Below are 15,779 nucleotides of genomic sequence, written 5' to 3' on the forward strand. Positions count from 1 at the left end.
GGTCTCCTTCTGGCTCGCTAGGGTGCGTAATTGAACACAGGCTTTGCCCCGGGCGACGATGTCACATCAGTTCGCGGAATATCCGCGAAATTGTCTGCTGTGATAATCAATCCGGCAGCCGCGATGGCCTTGTAATCGATTTCACCATTCACCAAGCGGATGGCGTCGTTCACGACAATTCTCTCCTGAATCGGAACCACGTCTGAAGCTACGGCCGCAATGATTCCGTCTGGAATGGCAAGGTACGCATCCTCAGGCGGTGACCACGAGTACTGGTTGATCTCCCCCTCTTTACCCGCATCGCGCACAGCAACCATGGCCGCACTCGACGCAACTGCGATCGAGATGATGTCGGTGATCTCAGGATTCGCGGTCAATGCATCCGACGCGTATGCAAGCTGCTTCGTCGCATCGGTGTCTCCACGCGGTGAAGCGACAATGACATTATTCTCTGGGTCAGCAGCGAATGCATCGTTGAAACCCCTCACAGAATCGTCAGACCAGGTGACGCCCTCCGGACCAGCAAGAAGGAGAATTTTCTTCTCTCCCGGTTGTGCGACAATGTACTCACCGAGGGCCTTCGCCAAATGGTAGTACTTCGCTGCAACCTGATGGAACATTGGGTTACTCGTGACGACTTCGTCACACAGCGTTCCATTGATTGCGTCGATGACGGCGATCCCGGCATCCAGCGCCTTTTCGACAGTCGAGCACACCCCGTCACCTGACACCGCATGGAGCGCAATCACGTCGTATGTACCCGCGCTAATGCAATCTTCCATCTGTGAAAGCTGCAGTGCGAGGTTCTCGTAGCCACCCGCCTCGAACAGATCGTACGAGATGCCGGTTCGCACCGCTTCGTCGTACAAGGCCTCGGCTTGCGCCACCCAGGTTGGGTCCTTCAGGTGCGGGTACAGCACGCACATGTTCACTCCGGCGCCCTCACCGTCGTCGACGGAGGTCCATTCTCCCGCGACCGCTTCTGCGTCCCATGTTGCAGAAGTGGTGACGTCAAACGACCACGGTCCAGAGCTCACTGTCTCACTGTCCGGCTGCGACTCTGCGCCTCCAGTAGCACCCCCACATGCCGTGAGGAGCAGGCTCAGCGCGGCAACAATGCCAACCAGGCCTGTGTACTTCTTTGCATTCATTCGAAACCTCAGTTCCTATATCTGTGCGGAAAAGCGCCAATGCTCGCTCCGCATTGTTTTTGTGACTCCACCCCAAATAAATTCTCCAGCTTTGAGTCTTTCAGAGACTATAGGGTTGTTGAACAATCCGCAACGGGTTACCATCGGAGACGCAACTATTCACATCATGTCTCGCGGAATTTAGCGCGCAGATACCAAATTCATAGGACGGAGACTGTTCGCATATGAACGTCAAGGAAGACAGTGTATGCATATCGGTGGACACCGGAGGTACGTTTACTGATGCAGTGGTGACTGTCAATGGAGCGATCGCGGCAGTCGGTAAAGCTCCAACCACTTACGGCGGACTTGTCGACGGATTCTTCGGAGCCGTAGCAAATGCCGCCGAGCTGATGAATCTCAGTCTTGGAGAACTGTTCCAGAATGCTAACCGTCTGGTGTATGGAACAACTCACACCGTGAACGCTTACGTGCAGGGCAAGACTGCCAAAACCGCGTTGCTGATCACCGAAGGGTTTGCAAACACTTTGCTCTTTCGCGAAGGCGGAAGGCCAGAGGAGCAGATCCTCGAGTTCAACATTCCCTACCCCGAGCCTTATATTCCTCGACAACACACCTACGAAGTGGCCGAACGTATCGACTCTGAAGGAGGGGTAGTCCGCGCACTCGACGAAGACGCGGTCCGGTCGACACTTCAGAAGATCAAGGCTGAGAGCTTTGAAGCAATCGCTGTCGCCCTGCTGTGGTCACCCGCGAACTCCCTCCACGAGGAGCGCATCGGCGAGCTCATCGAAGAGGAGCTCCCGGGCGTCCCTTATACGCTCTCACATCGACTCCTCCCCGTCATCCGCGAGTATCGGCGAGCTTCAGTCACGGCCCTTGATGCTTCTCTGAAGCCCCTCGTCGAAGAAAGCCTCGGGGCAGTGGAGTCGGAGGTTAGGAAGGCCGGATACTCAGGTCCTATCCTCCTGTGCACTTCTGCCGGGGGCGTCGTACCCATTGATCACGCCATCACCCATCCTGTGTACCTGATGAAGTCCGGGCCCGCTATGGCTCCGGTAGCAGCTCAGCGCTATGCAGAACTCGACAACTTCCACGGAGACGTTGTCGTTGTCGATACCGGCGGAACGACGTTCGATGTCGGCATGATCCAAGACGGTGAAATTGCTCAATCACGCATTACATGGATGGGCGAAGAGGGCATCGGCGACCTGATCGCTATGTCCACCGTGAACATCAAGAGCATCGGTTCGGGGGGCGGATCGATCGCAAGTGTCGACGAAGGCGGGCTCCTCACTGTTGGGCCACGCAGTGCCGGTTCAGAACCCGGACCAATCTGCTATGGCAATGGTGGTACTGAGCCCACGGTGACCGATGCGGCCGCAGTGCTCGGATACTTGCAACCGGACTTCTTTTTCGGCGGCAAGATGAGCCTCACGGTCGAGCCTGCGCGAGTGGCAATCGCTACACTCGGCGAGAAGCTTGGGACCTCGCTCTATGAGACTGCGGAGGGAATTCTCCGGCTCGCAAGTGAGTCCATGATTGACGCGATTCACGGACTTACTGTTCGAGTGGGGATCGACCCGAGAAGTAGCGTTCTTGTGGCAGGTGGTGGTGCGGCAGGCATCAACATTGTTCCTATCGCTCGCGAGCTTGGCGTTAAGAAGGTCATTGTTCCCCGTCACGCCGGCGTGCTCAGCGCGGTCGGAATGCAGTACTCGGATATGAAGTTCCGAAGCGAGCAGTCACGAATCACCAACTCCGGCCATTTCGATCTCGAGGCAGTCAACACCACCCTCGGTGTTATTGATGCTCGCCTGAACGAGTTTGCGATCAAGGCCAGTGGTGAGCACAACGCAGTCTGGGAGCGCGAGTTCCGCGCCGAAGGCCGCTACGCCGGTCAGGTGTGGGAAGTTGAATTCAAACTGCCCATCCACGAGCCAGAACTCCGGCAGGAACACATCGCCCAGCTGGTTGATGCGTTTCACGAAGAGCACCGTAGGCAGTACACCTTCGTCGACGAGGACAGCCCAGTTGAATTCATCAACTGGATTGGCATCACACGCGGAATCTTTGATCGTTCTACAACTATCGAGGAGTCCTCCTCTGAGCACGCTCTCCCGGCTCCGCTCGATACCCGACCCGGCTACTTTGATGCGGTCGAGATGGCAACCCCGATCTACGCGATGGATGATCTCCCCCCACTCGCAACAATCGCTGGCCCTGCAACGGTGGTCAGCCCAACCAGCACGCTTGTCGTGTACCCCGACAGCATCGCCGAAGTCACCCCACACGGTGACTTTGTGATCACCCTCACTGAACGCGACAACGCCATCGAAGTTGATGCAGCGAAAGGAAACGCAACTCATGTCTGAGACACAGGCCTCATCGGTACTCGCAGATGAAGAAGAAGCAATCGACCCGATCCTTGCAGCGGTTATTTCAAACCGTTTGAACGCGATCAACCGCGAGATGAATGATGCTCTCATGCGGTCTGCGCGTTCTGCACTGATCGCAGTAGCGCGCGATATGTCGGGTGCGCTCATGACCGCGGATGGAACGCTCATCTCGCTGGCAAACTCGCTTCCGATTCATATGCTCGGGTCCCATCTGCTCGCAGATTCGCTCCGTACGCACCATCCAACGCTTCGAAACGGAGATGCATACCTTCACAACGATCCATACGAAGGTTGCACCCATCCTGCCGACTTCACACTGATGGTGCCGGTTGTCATTGATGATGTGCACAGCTTCACGCTCACCCTCCTCGCACACCAAGCTGACATTGGCAACAGTCAGCCGACGACGTACATGTTCGATGCGAAAGACGTGTACAACGAGGGCGCGCTCATCTTCACGGCGACTCAGATTCAGCGGGACTACGAAGATATCGACGATATTGTTCGAATGTGCCGGAAGCGGATCCGCGCGGCAGATCAGTGGAACGCTGACTATCGCGCGATGATCGGGGCAATCCGACTCGGCGAACAGCGACTTCGCGAAGCCTGCGATCGCTTTGGTGCCCAGACGATTCTCCGACACCTTAAGTGGATGGCAGATTACGGTGACCAGATGATGGCCGCCGCAATTCGTGAGCTCCCGGCTGGGAAGGCGACCTATGAAGTGCGGCATGACCCAGCTGAAGATCTCATGCCCGACGGGTTCCGCATTCATGCCGGGGTCGAAATTGACCCGGTGGATGCCAAAATCATCATCGACCTGACTGACAATGATGATTGCATGCCAAACGGACTCAACCTGTCTGAGGCAACCACCCTCGCGGGCTCTCTCATCGCCGTCATGACCGCGATGCCGCAACGGGTCCCCATCACCGGCGGAACCTTCCGCCGGATTGAGGTGAAGATGAGAGAAGGTGCTGCTGTCGGAAAGGTTGCGTTCCCTCATAGCGCGTCTCTTGCGACAACAAACCTGCTGTACCGCCTGATCGGAGCCATTCAGTGTGCGTTCGCCGAGGTCGCCTATGGGCTCGGATCGGGTGCCGGCGCGTCAGGTATGACCGCTGCGTGGGGCGTTATCTCTGGAAATGATCCCCGGTTCGGTGACCGTTTCTACGTCAACCAGCTCTTTTCCGCATTCGGAGGAGGCCCGGCAACCGCGAACGTCGATGGCTGGATCAACTACGGCGGCGGCGGTGTCAACGGAATGCTTCTCCGAGACAGTGTGGAGGTCGTCGAGAGCAAGTACCCGGTGGCGGTGCAGTCATTGCGCGTTGTTCCAGGCACCGGTGGGGCTGGAAAGCACCGTGGAGCGCCCGGACAAGAGATCGTCTTCGGGCCGCGTTTTTCTGAAATGGAGCTTGCTGTCTCCGCAGACGGAATTGTCCATCCGCCTGCCGGGGTCAACGGCGGGCAATCGGGGGGAAACGCCGCTATGTTCACGATCTCACCGGAGGGCGTTGAGGAGGTCCTCCCCGGCCTTTCTCTCACTTCAATTCCGGCAGGGCATCTCGTGCGTTCGATCGACAATGGGGGTGGTGGCTACGGAAATCCGATTGAGCGGGATCCCAAGCACGTCCTCGCCGATGTCATCGCCGGGTACGAGACTCTCGAGCGTTCGAAGAATGTCTACGGTGTCGCCCTCATCGGCACTCTCGAAGATGGCTCACTCGAACTCGACATTTCGGCAACCGAGAAGCTTCGAGAGAGTTGGGAGCAGGAGAGCCAGGTAACCAACCAGCCTCTCGTCCCCTAAGTCGACTCACTAGCGGATACCCTTCGAGGGCCTGGATTCGGCTTCATCCGAATCCAGGCCCTCGGTCTGTGCCCACGTAGGTGTACGGGAAGCACCTGCGGTACCCCACACGTAGGTGCATGTTCGGTGAGTGCGCCGATACAGCCGCCCTGAGTTCTCAGAGACGCTCTCGCGTCAGGAGATCACCAGGCTGAGAAGGGTACGTCAGTCCAGGCAGGCAGGCAAGCAGGCAGCGCAATACTGCTGGCGGTAGCGAGGAATGCAGCTCACGACTGTTCATGAAGCACTATCCGGGGTCACGTCCCGCTGAGTGGTGGAGTTTCTCGACACCGTGCGGTCAGCTGTTTTGATTATGCCGCAAGGAGCTCGGGGATGGGAGTCACCTCCTCGATCGACTCGATGACGGGGCGGTCATGGCCTGTAGTTGGAGCATCGAGGCTTCAGAGAAGTAGCGGCGCTCGCCCGCTTCCCACTCGTCGTGCTGCTCGACCAGGACGGCCCCGGCAAGTCGCAGCAGGGCGGCCGGGTTCGGGAAGACGCCGACGACGTCGGTGCGGCGTTTGATCTCCTTGTTGACCCGCTCCAGCGGGTTCGTGGACCAGATCTGGCGCCAGTGCCGCTGCGGGAGCCCGGCGAAGGCCAGGAGGTCGTCTCGGGCATCGTCGAGCATCGCGGCGACCTTCGGGTGGGAGCGCCCGAGCATGCGGGTGACCTCGGCGAACTGGGCCTGGACGTGCTCGGCGTCGGGTTGGGCGAAGATCGTGCGGATGATCGAGGCGACCATGTCCTGGCTGCCCTTAGGGACGACTGCCAGGACGTTGCGCATGAAATACACTCGGCATCGCTGCCAGCCCGCCCCCTGGAGCACGGTGTCGATGGCCTTCTTCAGCCCGGTGTGGGCATCGGTGATGACCAGCTTCACCCCACCCAGCCCACGGGCCTTCAGCGAGCGGAGGAACCCGGTCCAAAAGCCCTCGTTCTCGCTGTCACCGACGTCGAAGCCGAGGACTTCCCGACGTCCATCGGCGGCGACTCCGACGGCGATGACGACCGCTTGAGAGACCACTCGGTGGTTCACGCGCGCCTTGCAGTAGGTGGCATCGAGGAAGACGTAGGGGAAGTCCATCGCGGCCAGATCGCGGTCGCGGAACGCACCGACCTCAGTATCGAGATCAGCGCAGATCCTCGATACTTCTGACTTGGAGGTCCCGGTGTCAGAGCCGAGCGCTTTGACCAGGTCGTCGACCTTCCTGGTCGAGACGCCGTGGAGGTAGGCCTCCATCACCACGGCGAAGAGGGCCTGATCGACGCGGCGGCGTCGCTCCAGCAGGGCAGGGAAGAACGACCCAGCCCGAAGCTTGGGGATCTTCAAGTTGAGGTCGCCGGCCGTGGTCGTCAACAATCTGGGGCGGGTGCCATTGCGGTGCGCTGTGCGGTCGCAGGTACGCTCAAACGGGGCGGCGCCGATGAAGGCGGTCGCCTCGGCATCGATCAGCTCATGGTAGAGCGTCTCGGTCGCGAACCGGATCCGGTCGGTGACATCTGTTTAGCGGAGCTATTCGAAGTTATGAGATCGGGCGTCCACGAAGTGGTGAGATCCAGTGTCCACGATGTAGCGAGATTCCACACCGGATCGACCCACGCACGCTACCGGAAGCGACTGCTAAACAACATCGGTGAGTTTCAACTCCGCAAGCAGGTTGAGCAGGGCAGACTGGTCTAGAGCCATCGTGTGTTTGTGTCTTTCTGTGAGTGACTGTGATCGGTGCTCGCTGACCATCGCACGATGGCTCGCTACGTCAACGACGCGACGCTCACCAGCCGAGATTTACACCACTACCCGGGACGTGACCCTATCCGGAACAAACGATAAGAGAAAAGTACAAAGCCGCTGAGTCTTATGCGACTCAGCGGCTTTGTATTTCCGCTCTCGGATTTCAGAGCGACTTCGAGTAAACGAACCTCAGAGTCGCGAAACCCCGTACCGAATGGCCTCCACCATCTCATCGACGTGGCGGCTCTCAATGGTGAACGGAGGGGACAGCGCGATGACCTTGTTCGACAGCTCGCGGATCAGTACTCCGTTTTCTCGAGCGGACACCACTACTGAAGTCAAGTCGACATCAGATTCGAACTGAATTCCCGCGAGTAGCCCGTGACCAGTTCTCGTTTCAACAACGCCAGGCAAGCCCAGCAACGAACGCAGTGAATCGTCGAGCACAGCCCCCATCTTACGCACATTCTCTACAAGCTCGAGTTCCTCGATTAAGTCTAGGTTTGCTTCTGCCACAGCGCAGCCAGTGTTGTGGCCCGCATAGGTCAGTCCGTGTCGGAATACTGGCGAGTTCTCGTCCGCGAAGTATCGGTTCCAAACCCGAGGGTGCACCTGGACGCCACCCAGTGGAAAGTAGCCAGACGTCATTCCCTTCGCCATGACAATCATGTCTGCTTCAATGCCGTATCGTTCAGATCCCCAGTAGTCCCCGGTACGACCGAACCCGGTAATCACCTCATCTACGATGATGAGGAACTGGTGCTTCCGCGCAAGTGAGTTCAAGCCCTCAAAATACCCTGCGGGTGGCCCCAGGACCCCCCCGGAACCAATTACTGGCTCTGTGATGACGGCAGCGATGTTCTCTGGCCCCAGTTCAAGAATAAGTCGCCCAACTTCAGCGATATCGTTCCAAGGGATCTGAAGCGTCTCCGGCACAAGGGAATCAACACCCAGGCCTTCGCGGTTGACGTGAATCCCAGCGACGCTGGTACCAAAACCGTGGAGGCCATGGTAGGCGCGGTCGCGGTAAAGGATGTACTTCTTTGACGTCAAACCCTCAGATTGCCAGTGCAACCGAGCCAATTTGCAGGCCGTATCGACCGAGTCTGAGCCCCCACTGGTGAAAAAGACCTTGCTGTCGTGAATTGGGCCGAGGTCACGAATCCGTGAGGCTAGCCGCTCTGCTGGTTCACCCACAAAGTTTCCGTGGTTGTGGTAGAACTCAAGCTTCTTCATCTGGCGATGTGCGGCCTCGATGAGCTTCGGTTGCGTATGGCCAACATTTGCAAGGAAGAGTGCTGCCGTTCCATCGAGATACCGTTTCCCCTGCGAGTCAAATAGGTAGACCCCATCTCCGCGAACAATGGTGACTGAGTTCTCGATCACAGTCGGCATTTGCGCTTGCGATCGCCAATGTGCGGTGTCCTCATACGAAACGGCTTCTTGAGAAGACAGCATAGATGCAAGGACCAACGGACACCCCTTCGTTCAACATTCTTAACCCCGAGCTCAGCACAAGCTCACAATCGGACACTGTTCCGCAAGAGGGTACTTTCTGCAGAACCATTAGGTTGACGCCATTCGCTCTGACATCCAATAGCAACTTCAGCTTACTACCCGATATTAATATTGTACAACAATTTAATTCCGTATCTTCTCGTCTTTTTTTCGGGCACGAAGAACGTCGCTGCTCCCGGTCGCTTTTCACTCGCTCCCGCCCGTAGGTTTTTCAACATACGCACGAATACCCACTGAAAATGCACAAATACTGCCAACCACGCCCGCATATCTGACTTCATTTGCGCACAAGTTCGCTCGATGCGCCCGAAGTCTTCACGCGCGCGCGACAGCGGGGATCCCCTCAAGAGCGTGTTCTCGAATGAAATGTCCTACAGCATGCTCGTGACAAGAAGGTCTTCGTTCTTGATTGAAGTGTGAGCTTACCTGGAAAATTGGCGTTCAATGCCAATCGCCTGCGGCGCATCCTGTGTGATATAAAGAATGATGTTCTACAATAACAACCATATACGATAGAACAGTTGTAACTACCGTCGTTCACTGTTCTTATGCAGGGAGATCCATGTCCAATCGGGTTATATTCATTACTGGTGCGGCCGGAGGAATGGGCCAAACTGCGGCTCGAACGTTTGCTGTAGCCAACGAAAAGCTCATACTCGCGGACATGAACCTTGCCGCACTCGAAGAGGTAGCGAACAGCCTCCGCGGCGATTTCCCCGCCCTTGAGGTGTTAACTCTCGCCCTCGATATCTCGAACGAAGACTCTGTCGCGGCAGCTGCGGAGGCGGCTCGCACCTGGGCCGATCGAGTTGATGTACTCCTCAACATCGCAGGCACCGAGCAAAGTGGTACCGCTGTTGTAGACATGACAACTGAAGAGTGGGATCGGGTTCATAATGTCAACCTTCGCGGGTTGTTCTTCATGTGCCGCGCGTTCGTTCCGCTCATGCCAAAGCACTCAGGCGCAGCGATCGTGAACATCGCGTCGTGGTGGGGACGCAAGGCTCATGGTTTGTATTCTGCGTATTGCACCTCAAAAGTGGGGGTCATCTTCTTTACGCAGAGCCTGGCACTCGAGCTCGCAGCCGATGGCATCCGTGTAAACGCGGTCGCGCCTGGAAACATCAACACTCGCATGTTGCAGTCCGTGATGATCAAATACGCACAAGAGCGTGGCATCACGTACGACGAAATCATGGCAGAAGAGAATGCGAACATTCCACTCAACATGCCCGGCGAACCGCAGGACATCGTCGATGCACTCGAGTATCTTTCCTCAGACCGCGCGAAGTACATTACCGGGGCGACGCTTGATGTCAATGGCGGGGTGGCGTTGACGTGACCTCGCACCTTCCCGAGGAGAGTGTCTTTTCACCCGTTCGAGCGTTGAACTCAGGCTACAGCGTGCCGCAATTGGGGTTTGGGGTCTGGCTCATCGAACCTGAAGAGACCTCTCGCGTCGTCTCAGAGGCGATCGAAATTGGTTATCGTCACTTTGATACCGCATCTGTCTACAAGAACGAACAGGGCGTCGGTGATGGTATTCGTCGCAGCGGCGTCCCCCGGGACGAGTGTTTTGTCACTACGAAGCTTTGGAACGATCAACAAGTTGGAGAGAGGCCTCGGGAGTCCCTCCTGCGAAGCCTCGACGCCCTCGGTCTGGAGTACGTCGACCTGTTCCTCGTGCACTGGCCGACACCGGCACAAGACACGTACTCACACGCGTGGGAAAAGTTGATCGAGCTTCAAGCAGCTGGACTCACAAGATCGATTGGTGTGTCAAACCACCTTCCGGAGCATCTTGACCGCATCGTCAGTGATACGGGTGTCGTCCCGGCAGTGAATCAAATCGAGCTGCATCCCGCACACCAACAGCTTGATGTGCAGAAGTGGGCGGCTCGGCACGGGACGCAGATTGAATCCTGGGGGCCGCTGGGGCAGGGAAAGTATCCCCTGTTGAACTCCCCCACCGTCGAGGCGGCGTCCAAGGTGCACGGAAAGTCCCCTGCGCAAATTGTCGTCAGGTGGCATATCCAACACGGCTTTACGCTGTGCCCAAAGTCATCGCAACCCAGCCGCATGCGCGATAATCTCAAAGTCTTTGATTTTCATCTCACGCCTGCGGAGATGGCGGCTATCGACGGAATGAACCGTCCGGACGGAAGCGGCAGGCAAGGCAACGATCCCCGCAGATTCAACTCGGGAGCCGTGCCCGCAACATAGCTGACAGTTGATGCTTCGCAACAGGCGTCCCATTGAGACCGAACCTCACCGTGCTATTCACTGCGAACCGAGCGCCTCGCTGATGCGTTGAGCGGCTTGCAGCAGTGTCGGGACGATGTTCTGCGGGTGACCCGCCGCACTCGGAACGATCACATTGAGCGCGGCAAGGGCTCTCCCGCCGTTGTATAAGACGGGCACTGCTACGCCGATGGAGCTAGAAACTCGGTAGCCATCTGTGATGCAATACCCATCCCGACGAACGTCACGCACTCGTTCAACAAGGACCTCAGCCACCAGTCGTGATCCCGGGGTACCCGAGCCTCGCTCTTGCGAGAGATAAGCGTCTGCGTCCGCACGAGAGCCGAAGGCAAGGAGCACTAACCCACTCGAGGTTAGGCCCAAAGGTAGCCGACTTGCAGTCATGGCAATACTCGGGGTTGCAGAAGGTGCACTGAGTCTCTCAAGATACAACACTTGATCGTCCTCACGAATAGCCAGATTGGTGTGCTGCCGAACGACTCGCTGCACATCGAGCATCGCGGGAAGAGCCGCCTCACGTAGCCTCTGAATCTCAGAACTCCGACTACTCAGCTCCCACATGCGCGCGCCGACTTCGTAGGCTCCTGTCGCAGACCGATTGAGCGCGCCCACCTTGACCATCTCCGCTGTAAGCCGGTGAGCGGTAGATAACGGAAGGCTTGCACGAACAGCAATCTGCGAAAGATTGAGCGTTCGATGTCCGAAATCGAACGCCTCAAGCACTCGAAGAAAACGCTCGATGACCGATTCGCCAGAGGAGGAATTCGCCAATGCCGACTCCCTCCAGACTCACGTGCAGAAAAGCTTCACATCACGAACGTTGCTGAGTCTTTCTAATCTATTCGCTCCCCACGCTGCTTTCAATTCACCACCTCGCTCCCGATGAATGGAAACCCATTTGCCGGGCTCCATCTTGAAATGCAAAGCTCAAATATCTCATAGCTCAACGAGGAGGTTCGCATGCGAGTAGTAGTTGGAGAACCCGGTTTTATATTCGACGTCATCGTTATCGGCTCAGGAGCGTCAGGACTCTCAAGCGCTGCCGTCGCCGCACAGCACGGGCTTTCCGTGCTCGTCGTAGAAAAGGGTGAACTCATCGGTGGAACTTCCGCAGTCTCGGGTGGAATGGTGTGGGTACCGAACTCACGGCAACTCGGCGCAACCGAACTCGCAGATTCGAGTACGCGAGCAGAAGAGTATGTTCGCGCCGTCGCACGCGGTCGGGGGAACTCTGAGCTCATGCAGACGGTCGTCGAAGAGGGCGCGGTGGCGCTCACCTACTTCGAAGACGAATGCGGCCTTGACTTCGCGGTTCTCGACGATTTTCCGGATTACCGACAAGATCTCCCCGGCGCTGCGTTCGGCGGGCGCACGCTCGAGCCAAAACTCTGGGACTCGACCAATCTCGGCCCATTGGTGGACATGATCCGCACGGATGGTCGCGCCCCCTTCACCATGCAAGAGTACGAGCGTTGGGGTGCCTTCACCCAATTCCCGTGGGACGAACTCAATGAGCGGGCCGCGCGTGGCATCACCGCGAAGGGGTTGGCACTCATCGGAGGCCTCCTCGCTTCGTGCGTTCAAAACGGGGTGACTGTGGCGCTCGACGCAGCCGCTGAGTCACTGGCTGTCGGGAACACTGGCCGCGTGACGGGTGTCATTCTGACCGATGGCACATCGCTGACAGCTCGTCACGGAGTCGTCATTGCTTCTGGCGGCTTCGAATGGGATCACGAGCTCACTGACTCACTTCTCGCATCGCGCCTCCACGCCGTCTGCTCCCCTCCGACGAACACAGGTGATGGGCTCCGCATGGCGCAGCGCATCGGAGCAATGACACGGGGAACCCGAGAAGCTTGGTGGGCGCCAATGTCGATAACGGGTGACACTCGGGACGGGGCAGCCATTGGGACCCTCCTGCGTTTCGAAAGGCAAGGCCCCGGCTCGATAATGGTGAACTCCCACGGCCAGCGTTTCGCGAACGAATCTCAAAACTACAATGACCTCGCACGTGCATTGCACTCCTGGGATCCGGCGAACAATGCGTCACTCAACACTCCCGCCTACGTGATTGTGGACTCTCGCTACCTTGAGCTCTATGGTTTGTTCTCCCACCGCTTTGGTGAGCCCACACCTGACTATCTCACCGAAGCGTCGAACCTCCGTAACCTTGCCATCAAGCTCGGCATGCCGCCCGCCAATCTTGAAGACACGGTCGAGCGCTTCAACGAGTTTGCGATCGCTGGGGTCGATTCTGACTTCTCCCGCGGGGAGAGTGCGTATGACCAGTATTGGGGGGATCACAACAACCCCTGGCCGAACTCATCACTCGCGCCTTTGGCCGTTGGGCCCTTCTACGCTTTGCCAGTGGTAAATGGTGCATTCGGTACAAATGGCGGCATCGCGACCGACGGTCACGGCCGCGTGAAAGATGTCGATGGGGAGTGGATCGAAGGCCTCTACGCACTCGGCAACGCGACACAGAGCGCATATGCATCGGGATATCCCGGAGCCGGAGCAACCCTTGGCCCGATCATCACCCTGGGCTATCTGGTAGGGAAGGAACTCGCGCAAGAAGCCCAATTGTCGCGGTAAAGCCAAAGCTGCGGTCGGATCCTGCGTATGCCACAACCGAACGGTCTTAGCTTGCGCAGAAGTAGCGACCGCGACGAGGCGATCGTCGAGATCGTGACGCGGATGCTCGATCGATACAGTCGCGGCTAGGACGTGTCTGTTTAATAAAGCTTAAGGTTGCTGGAATCGTGGAGGTATGTCACGGTATCAGCTTCTCTCAGATGATCAATGGGCACTCATATCGGATGTGATGCCCGGTCCGACCGGAAAAAAGGGGCACCCGTTCGCTGATGCGCGCTTGATGGTCGAGGGCATCATCTACCGGTATCGGTGCGGGATTGCCTGGCGTGATCTCCCCGAGGCGTTCGGTCCTTGGCAGACAGTGTGGCAGTGGCACAAGCGAATGGCTGACGACGGCACCTGGGATCTGGTGCAAACACGCCTACACGAGTACGCGGACAAGGCTGGCCTGATTGATTGGTCGGTGTCGGTGGATTCGACCATCGCGCGTGCGCATCAGCATGCCACGAACATCACGCGCCTAAAAAAGGGATTCATCGAATTACAAGAATCTGCTGATCGAGCCGCCTGATCACGCGATTGGCCGTTCCAGAGGTGGGCTCTCGACGAAGACGCATCAACTCGTCGACGGGCGTGGACTCCCGCTCGTGACAATCTGCACCGCCGGGCAAGACGGCGACTCGCCGATGTTCATTCCGCTCATGAAGCAAGTACAGGTCGGGCGTCGCACCAAGCCTGAGGCGGCCTTGTGCGACAAGGCAGACTCCTCGCGCAAGAACCGCGAATACTTGCGTGCGCATCGCATCGAGGTGGTTATTCCCGAGCCTCGTGATCAGCAAGCCAACCGGAAGAGACATGGCAGCAAAGGTGGGCAGACCACCGAAATTCGATGCCGAGAAGTACCGGGGACGGAACGTGGTCGAACGCGGGTACTGCCGACTCAAGCAATGGCGAGGACTCGCGACCCGATACGACAAGCTCGCGATCGTGTACCGGGCCGCAGTCGTCCTCAACGGCATCATCGCCTGGCTACAGCATTTAACAGACACGCCCTAGCCCGAACCGCGGTGTGCGGCGTACCCTTGGGCCATGGGTACACATCATGGCGAGTACAAGGTTGAATCGCCGTAGGTTTGGTGCCGCATCTTTTCGAGTTGAAAGGATGGCATCATGCCAAAGAAGATCGATCCCGCGCCCCGCGAGCGCGCAGTCAGGCTCGTGCGTGAGCATCGCAGCGAGTACCCGTCAAGTGCGTAGGCCATCGTCGCGGTCGCACGTCAGGAAGGCGTCGGTGCTGAAACGCTGCGGCGTTGGGTGCGGCAGGCCGATATTGATGCCGGCGAACGTGAAGGCCACACCAGCAATGAGCACGCCGAGATCAAACGGTTGAAAGCCGAGAACAAACGGCTCCGTGAAGATGTCGCGGTACTCAAGGCAGCGACGACTTTCTTCGCGGGGGAACTCGACCCCCGCAACCGATGATCGTGGAATTCATCGATCAGATGCGCACTCAAGGGCATGCAGTCGAGTCGGTCATTCGCGTACTGCGAGAGCAGGGCGTAGAGATTGCTGCACGCACCTACCGATCCTTACGACAGGGCCGCATCTCATCTCGCACGGTCACCGACGCGATGGTGCTCGACGTGGTCCGTGACACCGCCTGGACCACGGTGACGCTGGCTGACGGGACGAACAAGAGGAAGATGACCCCGGAAGGGTTGTACGGGCGGCGCAAGATGACCGCGCATATTCGCAGAACCCGGCTTGCGTCCGCGTCTTGGGGTGCAGTCGATCGGGCGATGCGGCTGCTCGAGCTCGAAGGGATCCGTCGCAGCAAGGGCGTACGCACCACAATCCCGTCAAGAGATGGGGTGCGTGCGGGCGACCTGTTGAATCGTGACTTCACCGCGCCCCGGCCTGATCACACCTGGGTAATGGATTTCACCTACGTGCGTTCCTGGGCGGGCTGGGTGTACGTCGCGTTCATTGTCGATGTCTACTCGCAGCGCATCGTCGCTTGGCATGCGCAGACCACGAAGCATGTTGATCTTGTGATGATCCCGCTCCGGATGGGACTTTGGGAGCGGGCCCGGCAGGGCCACCCGGTCGAGCCCGCGCAGTTGCGGGCGCACTCGGATGCCCGCCCAATACACCGCCGTGGCCTACACCGAGAAACTCGCACTCGATGGCATCGCCCCCTCGATCGGGTCGATCGGCGATTGCCTCTTAACCGGCTAATCTGCCCCGCACCCCTTACTGCGACACGC

11 protein-coding genes and 1 pseudogene are annotated in these 15,779 nt (G+C 58.1%); 8 read left to right on the top strand and 4 right to left on the bottom strand.

What is annotated here, in order from left to right; translation table 11 throughout:
• Positions 1 to 17: 17 nt before the first annotated feature.
• Entirely contained in the window at positions 18 to 1,151 is a 1,134-nt protein-coding gene (locus ACR0R4_RS04945; protein WP_433646258.1) for a substrate-binding domain-containing protein, read from the bottom strand.
• 224 nt (positions 1,152 to 1,375) lie between these two features.
• On the opposite strand from ACR0R4_RS04945, the gene ACR0R4_RS04950 reads away from it, so the two are divergent.
• Positions 1,376 to 3,526 (top strand): hydantoinase/oxoprolinase family protein, encoded by a 2,151-nt coding sequence (locus ACR0R4_RS04950; protein WP_433646259.1) that lies wholly within the window; start codon positions 1,376 to 1,378, stop codon positions 3,524 to 3,526.
• Positions 3,519 to 5,363: a hydantoinase B/oxoprolinase family protein gene (locus ACR0R4_RS04955; protein ID WP_433646260.1), complete on the top strand. Its 1,845-nt coding sequence runs from the start codon at positions 3,519 to 3,521 to the stop codon at positions 5,361 to 5,363. Before ACR0R4_RS04950 ends, ACR0R4_RS04955 begins: the two co-directional genes overlap by 8 nt.
• A gap of 379 nt (positions 5,364 to 5,742) precedes the next feature.
• Here the strand turns inward: ACR0R4_RS04955 and ACR0R4_RS04960 are convergent, their stop codons facing one another.
• Both ACR0R4_RS04960 and ACR0R4_RS04965 read right to left on the bottom strand, forming a co-directional pair.
• Positions 5,743 to 6,891, bottom strand: coding sequence for an IS256 family transposase (locus ACR0R4_RS04960; RefSeq protein WP_433646404.1), 1,149 nt, complete (start codon positions 6,889 to 6,891; stop codon positions 5,743 to 5,745).
• Positions 6,892 to 7,326: 435 nt separating this feature from the next.
• On the bottom strand, positions 7,327 to 8,532 hold the full coding sequence (locus tag ACR0R4_RS04965) for an aminotransferase family protein (RefSeq protein WP_433646261.1): 1,206 nt from the start codon (positions 8,530 to 8,532) through the stop codon (positions 7,327 to 7,329).
• Positions 8,533 to 9,217: 685 nt separating this feature from the next.
• Here ACR0R4_RS04965 and ACR0R4_RS04970 point away from each other — a divergent pair.
• On the top strand, positions 9,218 to 9,997 hold the full coding sequence (locus ACR0R4_RS04970) for an SDR family NAD(P)-dependent oxidoreductase (protein ID WP_433646262.1): 780 nt from the start codon (positions 9,218 to 9,220) through the stop codon (positions 9,995 to 9,997).
• Positions 9,998 to 10,041: 44 nt separating this feature from the next.
• Positions 10,042 to 10,878, top strand: a complete 837-nt coding sequence (locus tag ACR0R4_RS04975) for an aldo/keto reductase (RefSeq protein ID WP_433646263.1) — start codon at positions 10,042 to 10,044, stop codon at positions 10,876 to 10,878.
• Between the two features lie 57 nt (positions 10,879 to 10,935).
• Here ACR0R4_RS04975 and ACR0R4_RS04980 read toward each other — a convergent pair whose 3' ends face one another.
• Positions 10,936 to 11,688, bottom strand: coding sequence for an IclR family transcriptional regulator (locus ACR0R4_RS04980; protein WP_433646264.1), 753 nt, complete (start codon positions 11,686 to 11,688; stop codon positions 10,936 to 10,938).
• Positions 11,689 to 11,877: 189 nt separating this feature from the next.
• Here ACR0R4_RS04980 and ACR0R4_RS04985 point away from each other — a divergent pair, with 189 nt between their 5' ends.
• The 4 genes and pseudogenes from ACR0R4_RS04985 to ACR0R4_RS05000 all read left to right on the top strand — a co-directional run.
• Positions 11,878 to 13,512 carry an FAD-dependent oxidoreductase gene (locus ACR0R4_RS04985; protein WP_433646265.1) on the top strand — a complete coding sequence of 545 codons (1,635 nt, stop codon included), beginning with the start codon at positions 11,878 to 11,880 and terminating at the stop codon, positions 13,510 to 13,512.
• Between the two features lie 229 nt (positions 13,513 to 13,741).
• Complete coding sequence (locus ACR0R4_RS04990; protein WP_433646266.1) at positions 13,742 to 14,083, top strand: transposase; 342 nt, start codon at positions 13,742 to 13,744, stop codon at positions 14,081 to 14,083.
• Between the two features lie 7 nt (positions 14,084 to 14,090).
• Positions 14,091 to 14,633 (top strand): transposase, encoded by a 543-nt coding sequence (locus tag ACR0R4_RS04995; protein ID WP_433646406.1) that lies wholly within the window; start codon positions 14,091 to 14,093, stop codon positions 14,631 to 14,633.
• A 49-nt stretch (positions 14,634 to 14,682) separates the two neighbouring features.
• Positions 14,683 to 15,732, top strand: a pseudogene (locus tag ACR0R4_RS05000) (IS3 family transposase); the annotation flags it as partial.
• Positions 15,733 to 15,779: the final 47 nt, after the last annotated feature.

The organism is Leucobacter fengyongliangi (genome assembly GCF_050971685.1).
Classification (GTDB): domain Bacteria; phylum Actinomycetota; class Actinomycetes; order Actinomycetales; family Microbacteriaceae; genus Leucobacter.

Coding starts and splice junctions, on each gene's coding strand:
- ACR0R4_RS04950 (WP_433646259.1), top strand. CDS start 1,376: ATGAACGTCAAGGAAGACAGTGTATGCATATCGGTGGACACCGGAGGT.
- ACR0R4_RS04945 (WP_433646258.1), bottom strand. CDS start 1,151: ATGAATGCAAAGAAGTACACAGGCCTGGTTGGCATTGTTGCCGCGCTG.
- ACR0R4_RS04955 (WP_433646260.1), top strand. CDS start 3,519: ATGTCTGAGACACAGGCCTCATCGGTACTCGCAGATGAAGAAGAAGCA.
- ACR0R4_RS04965 (WP_433646261.1), bottom strand. CDS start 8,532: ATGCCGACTGTGATCGAGAACTCAGTCACCATTGTTCGCGGAGATGGG.
- ACR0R4_RS04990 (WP_433646266.1), top strand. CDS start 13,742: ATGCCCGGTCCGACCGGAAAAAAGGGGCACCCGTTCGCTGATGCGCGC.
- ACR0R4_RS04985 (WP_433646265.1), top strand. CDS start 11,878: ATGCGAGTAGTAGTTGGAGAACCCGGTTTTATATTCGACGTCATCGTT.
- ACR0R4_RS04970 (WP_433646262.1), top strand. CDS start 9,218: ATGTCCAATCGGGTTATATTCATTACTGGTGCGGCCGGAGGAATGGGC.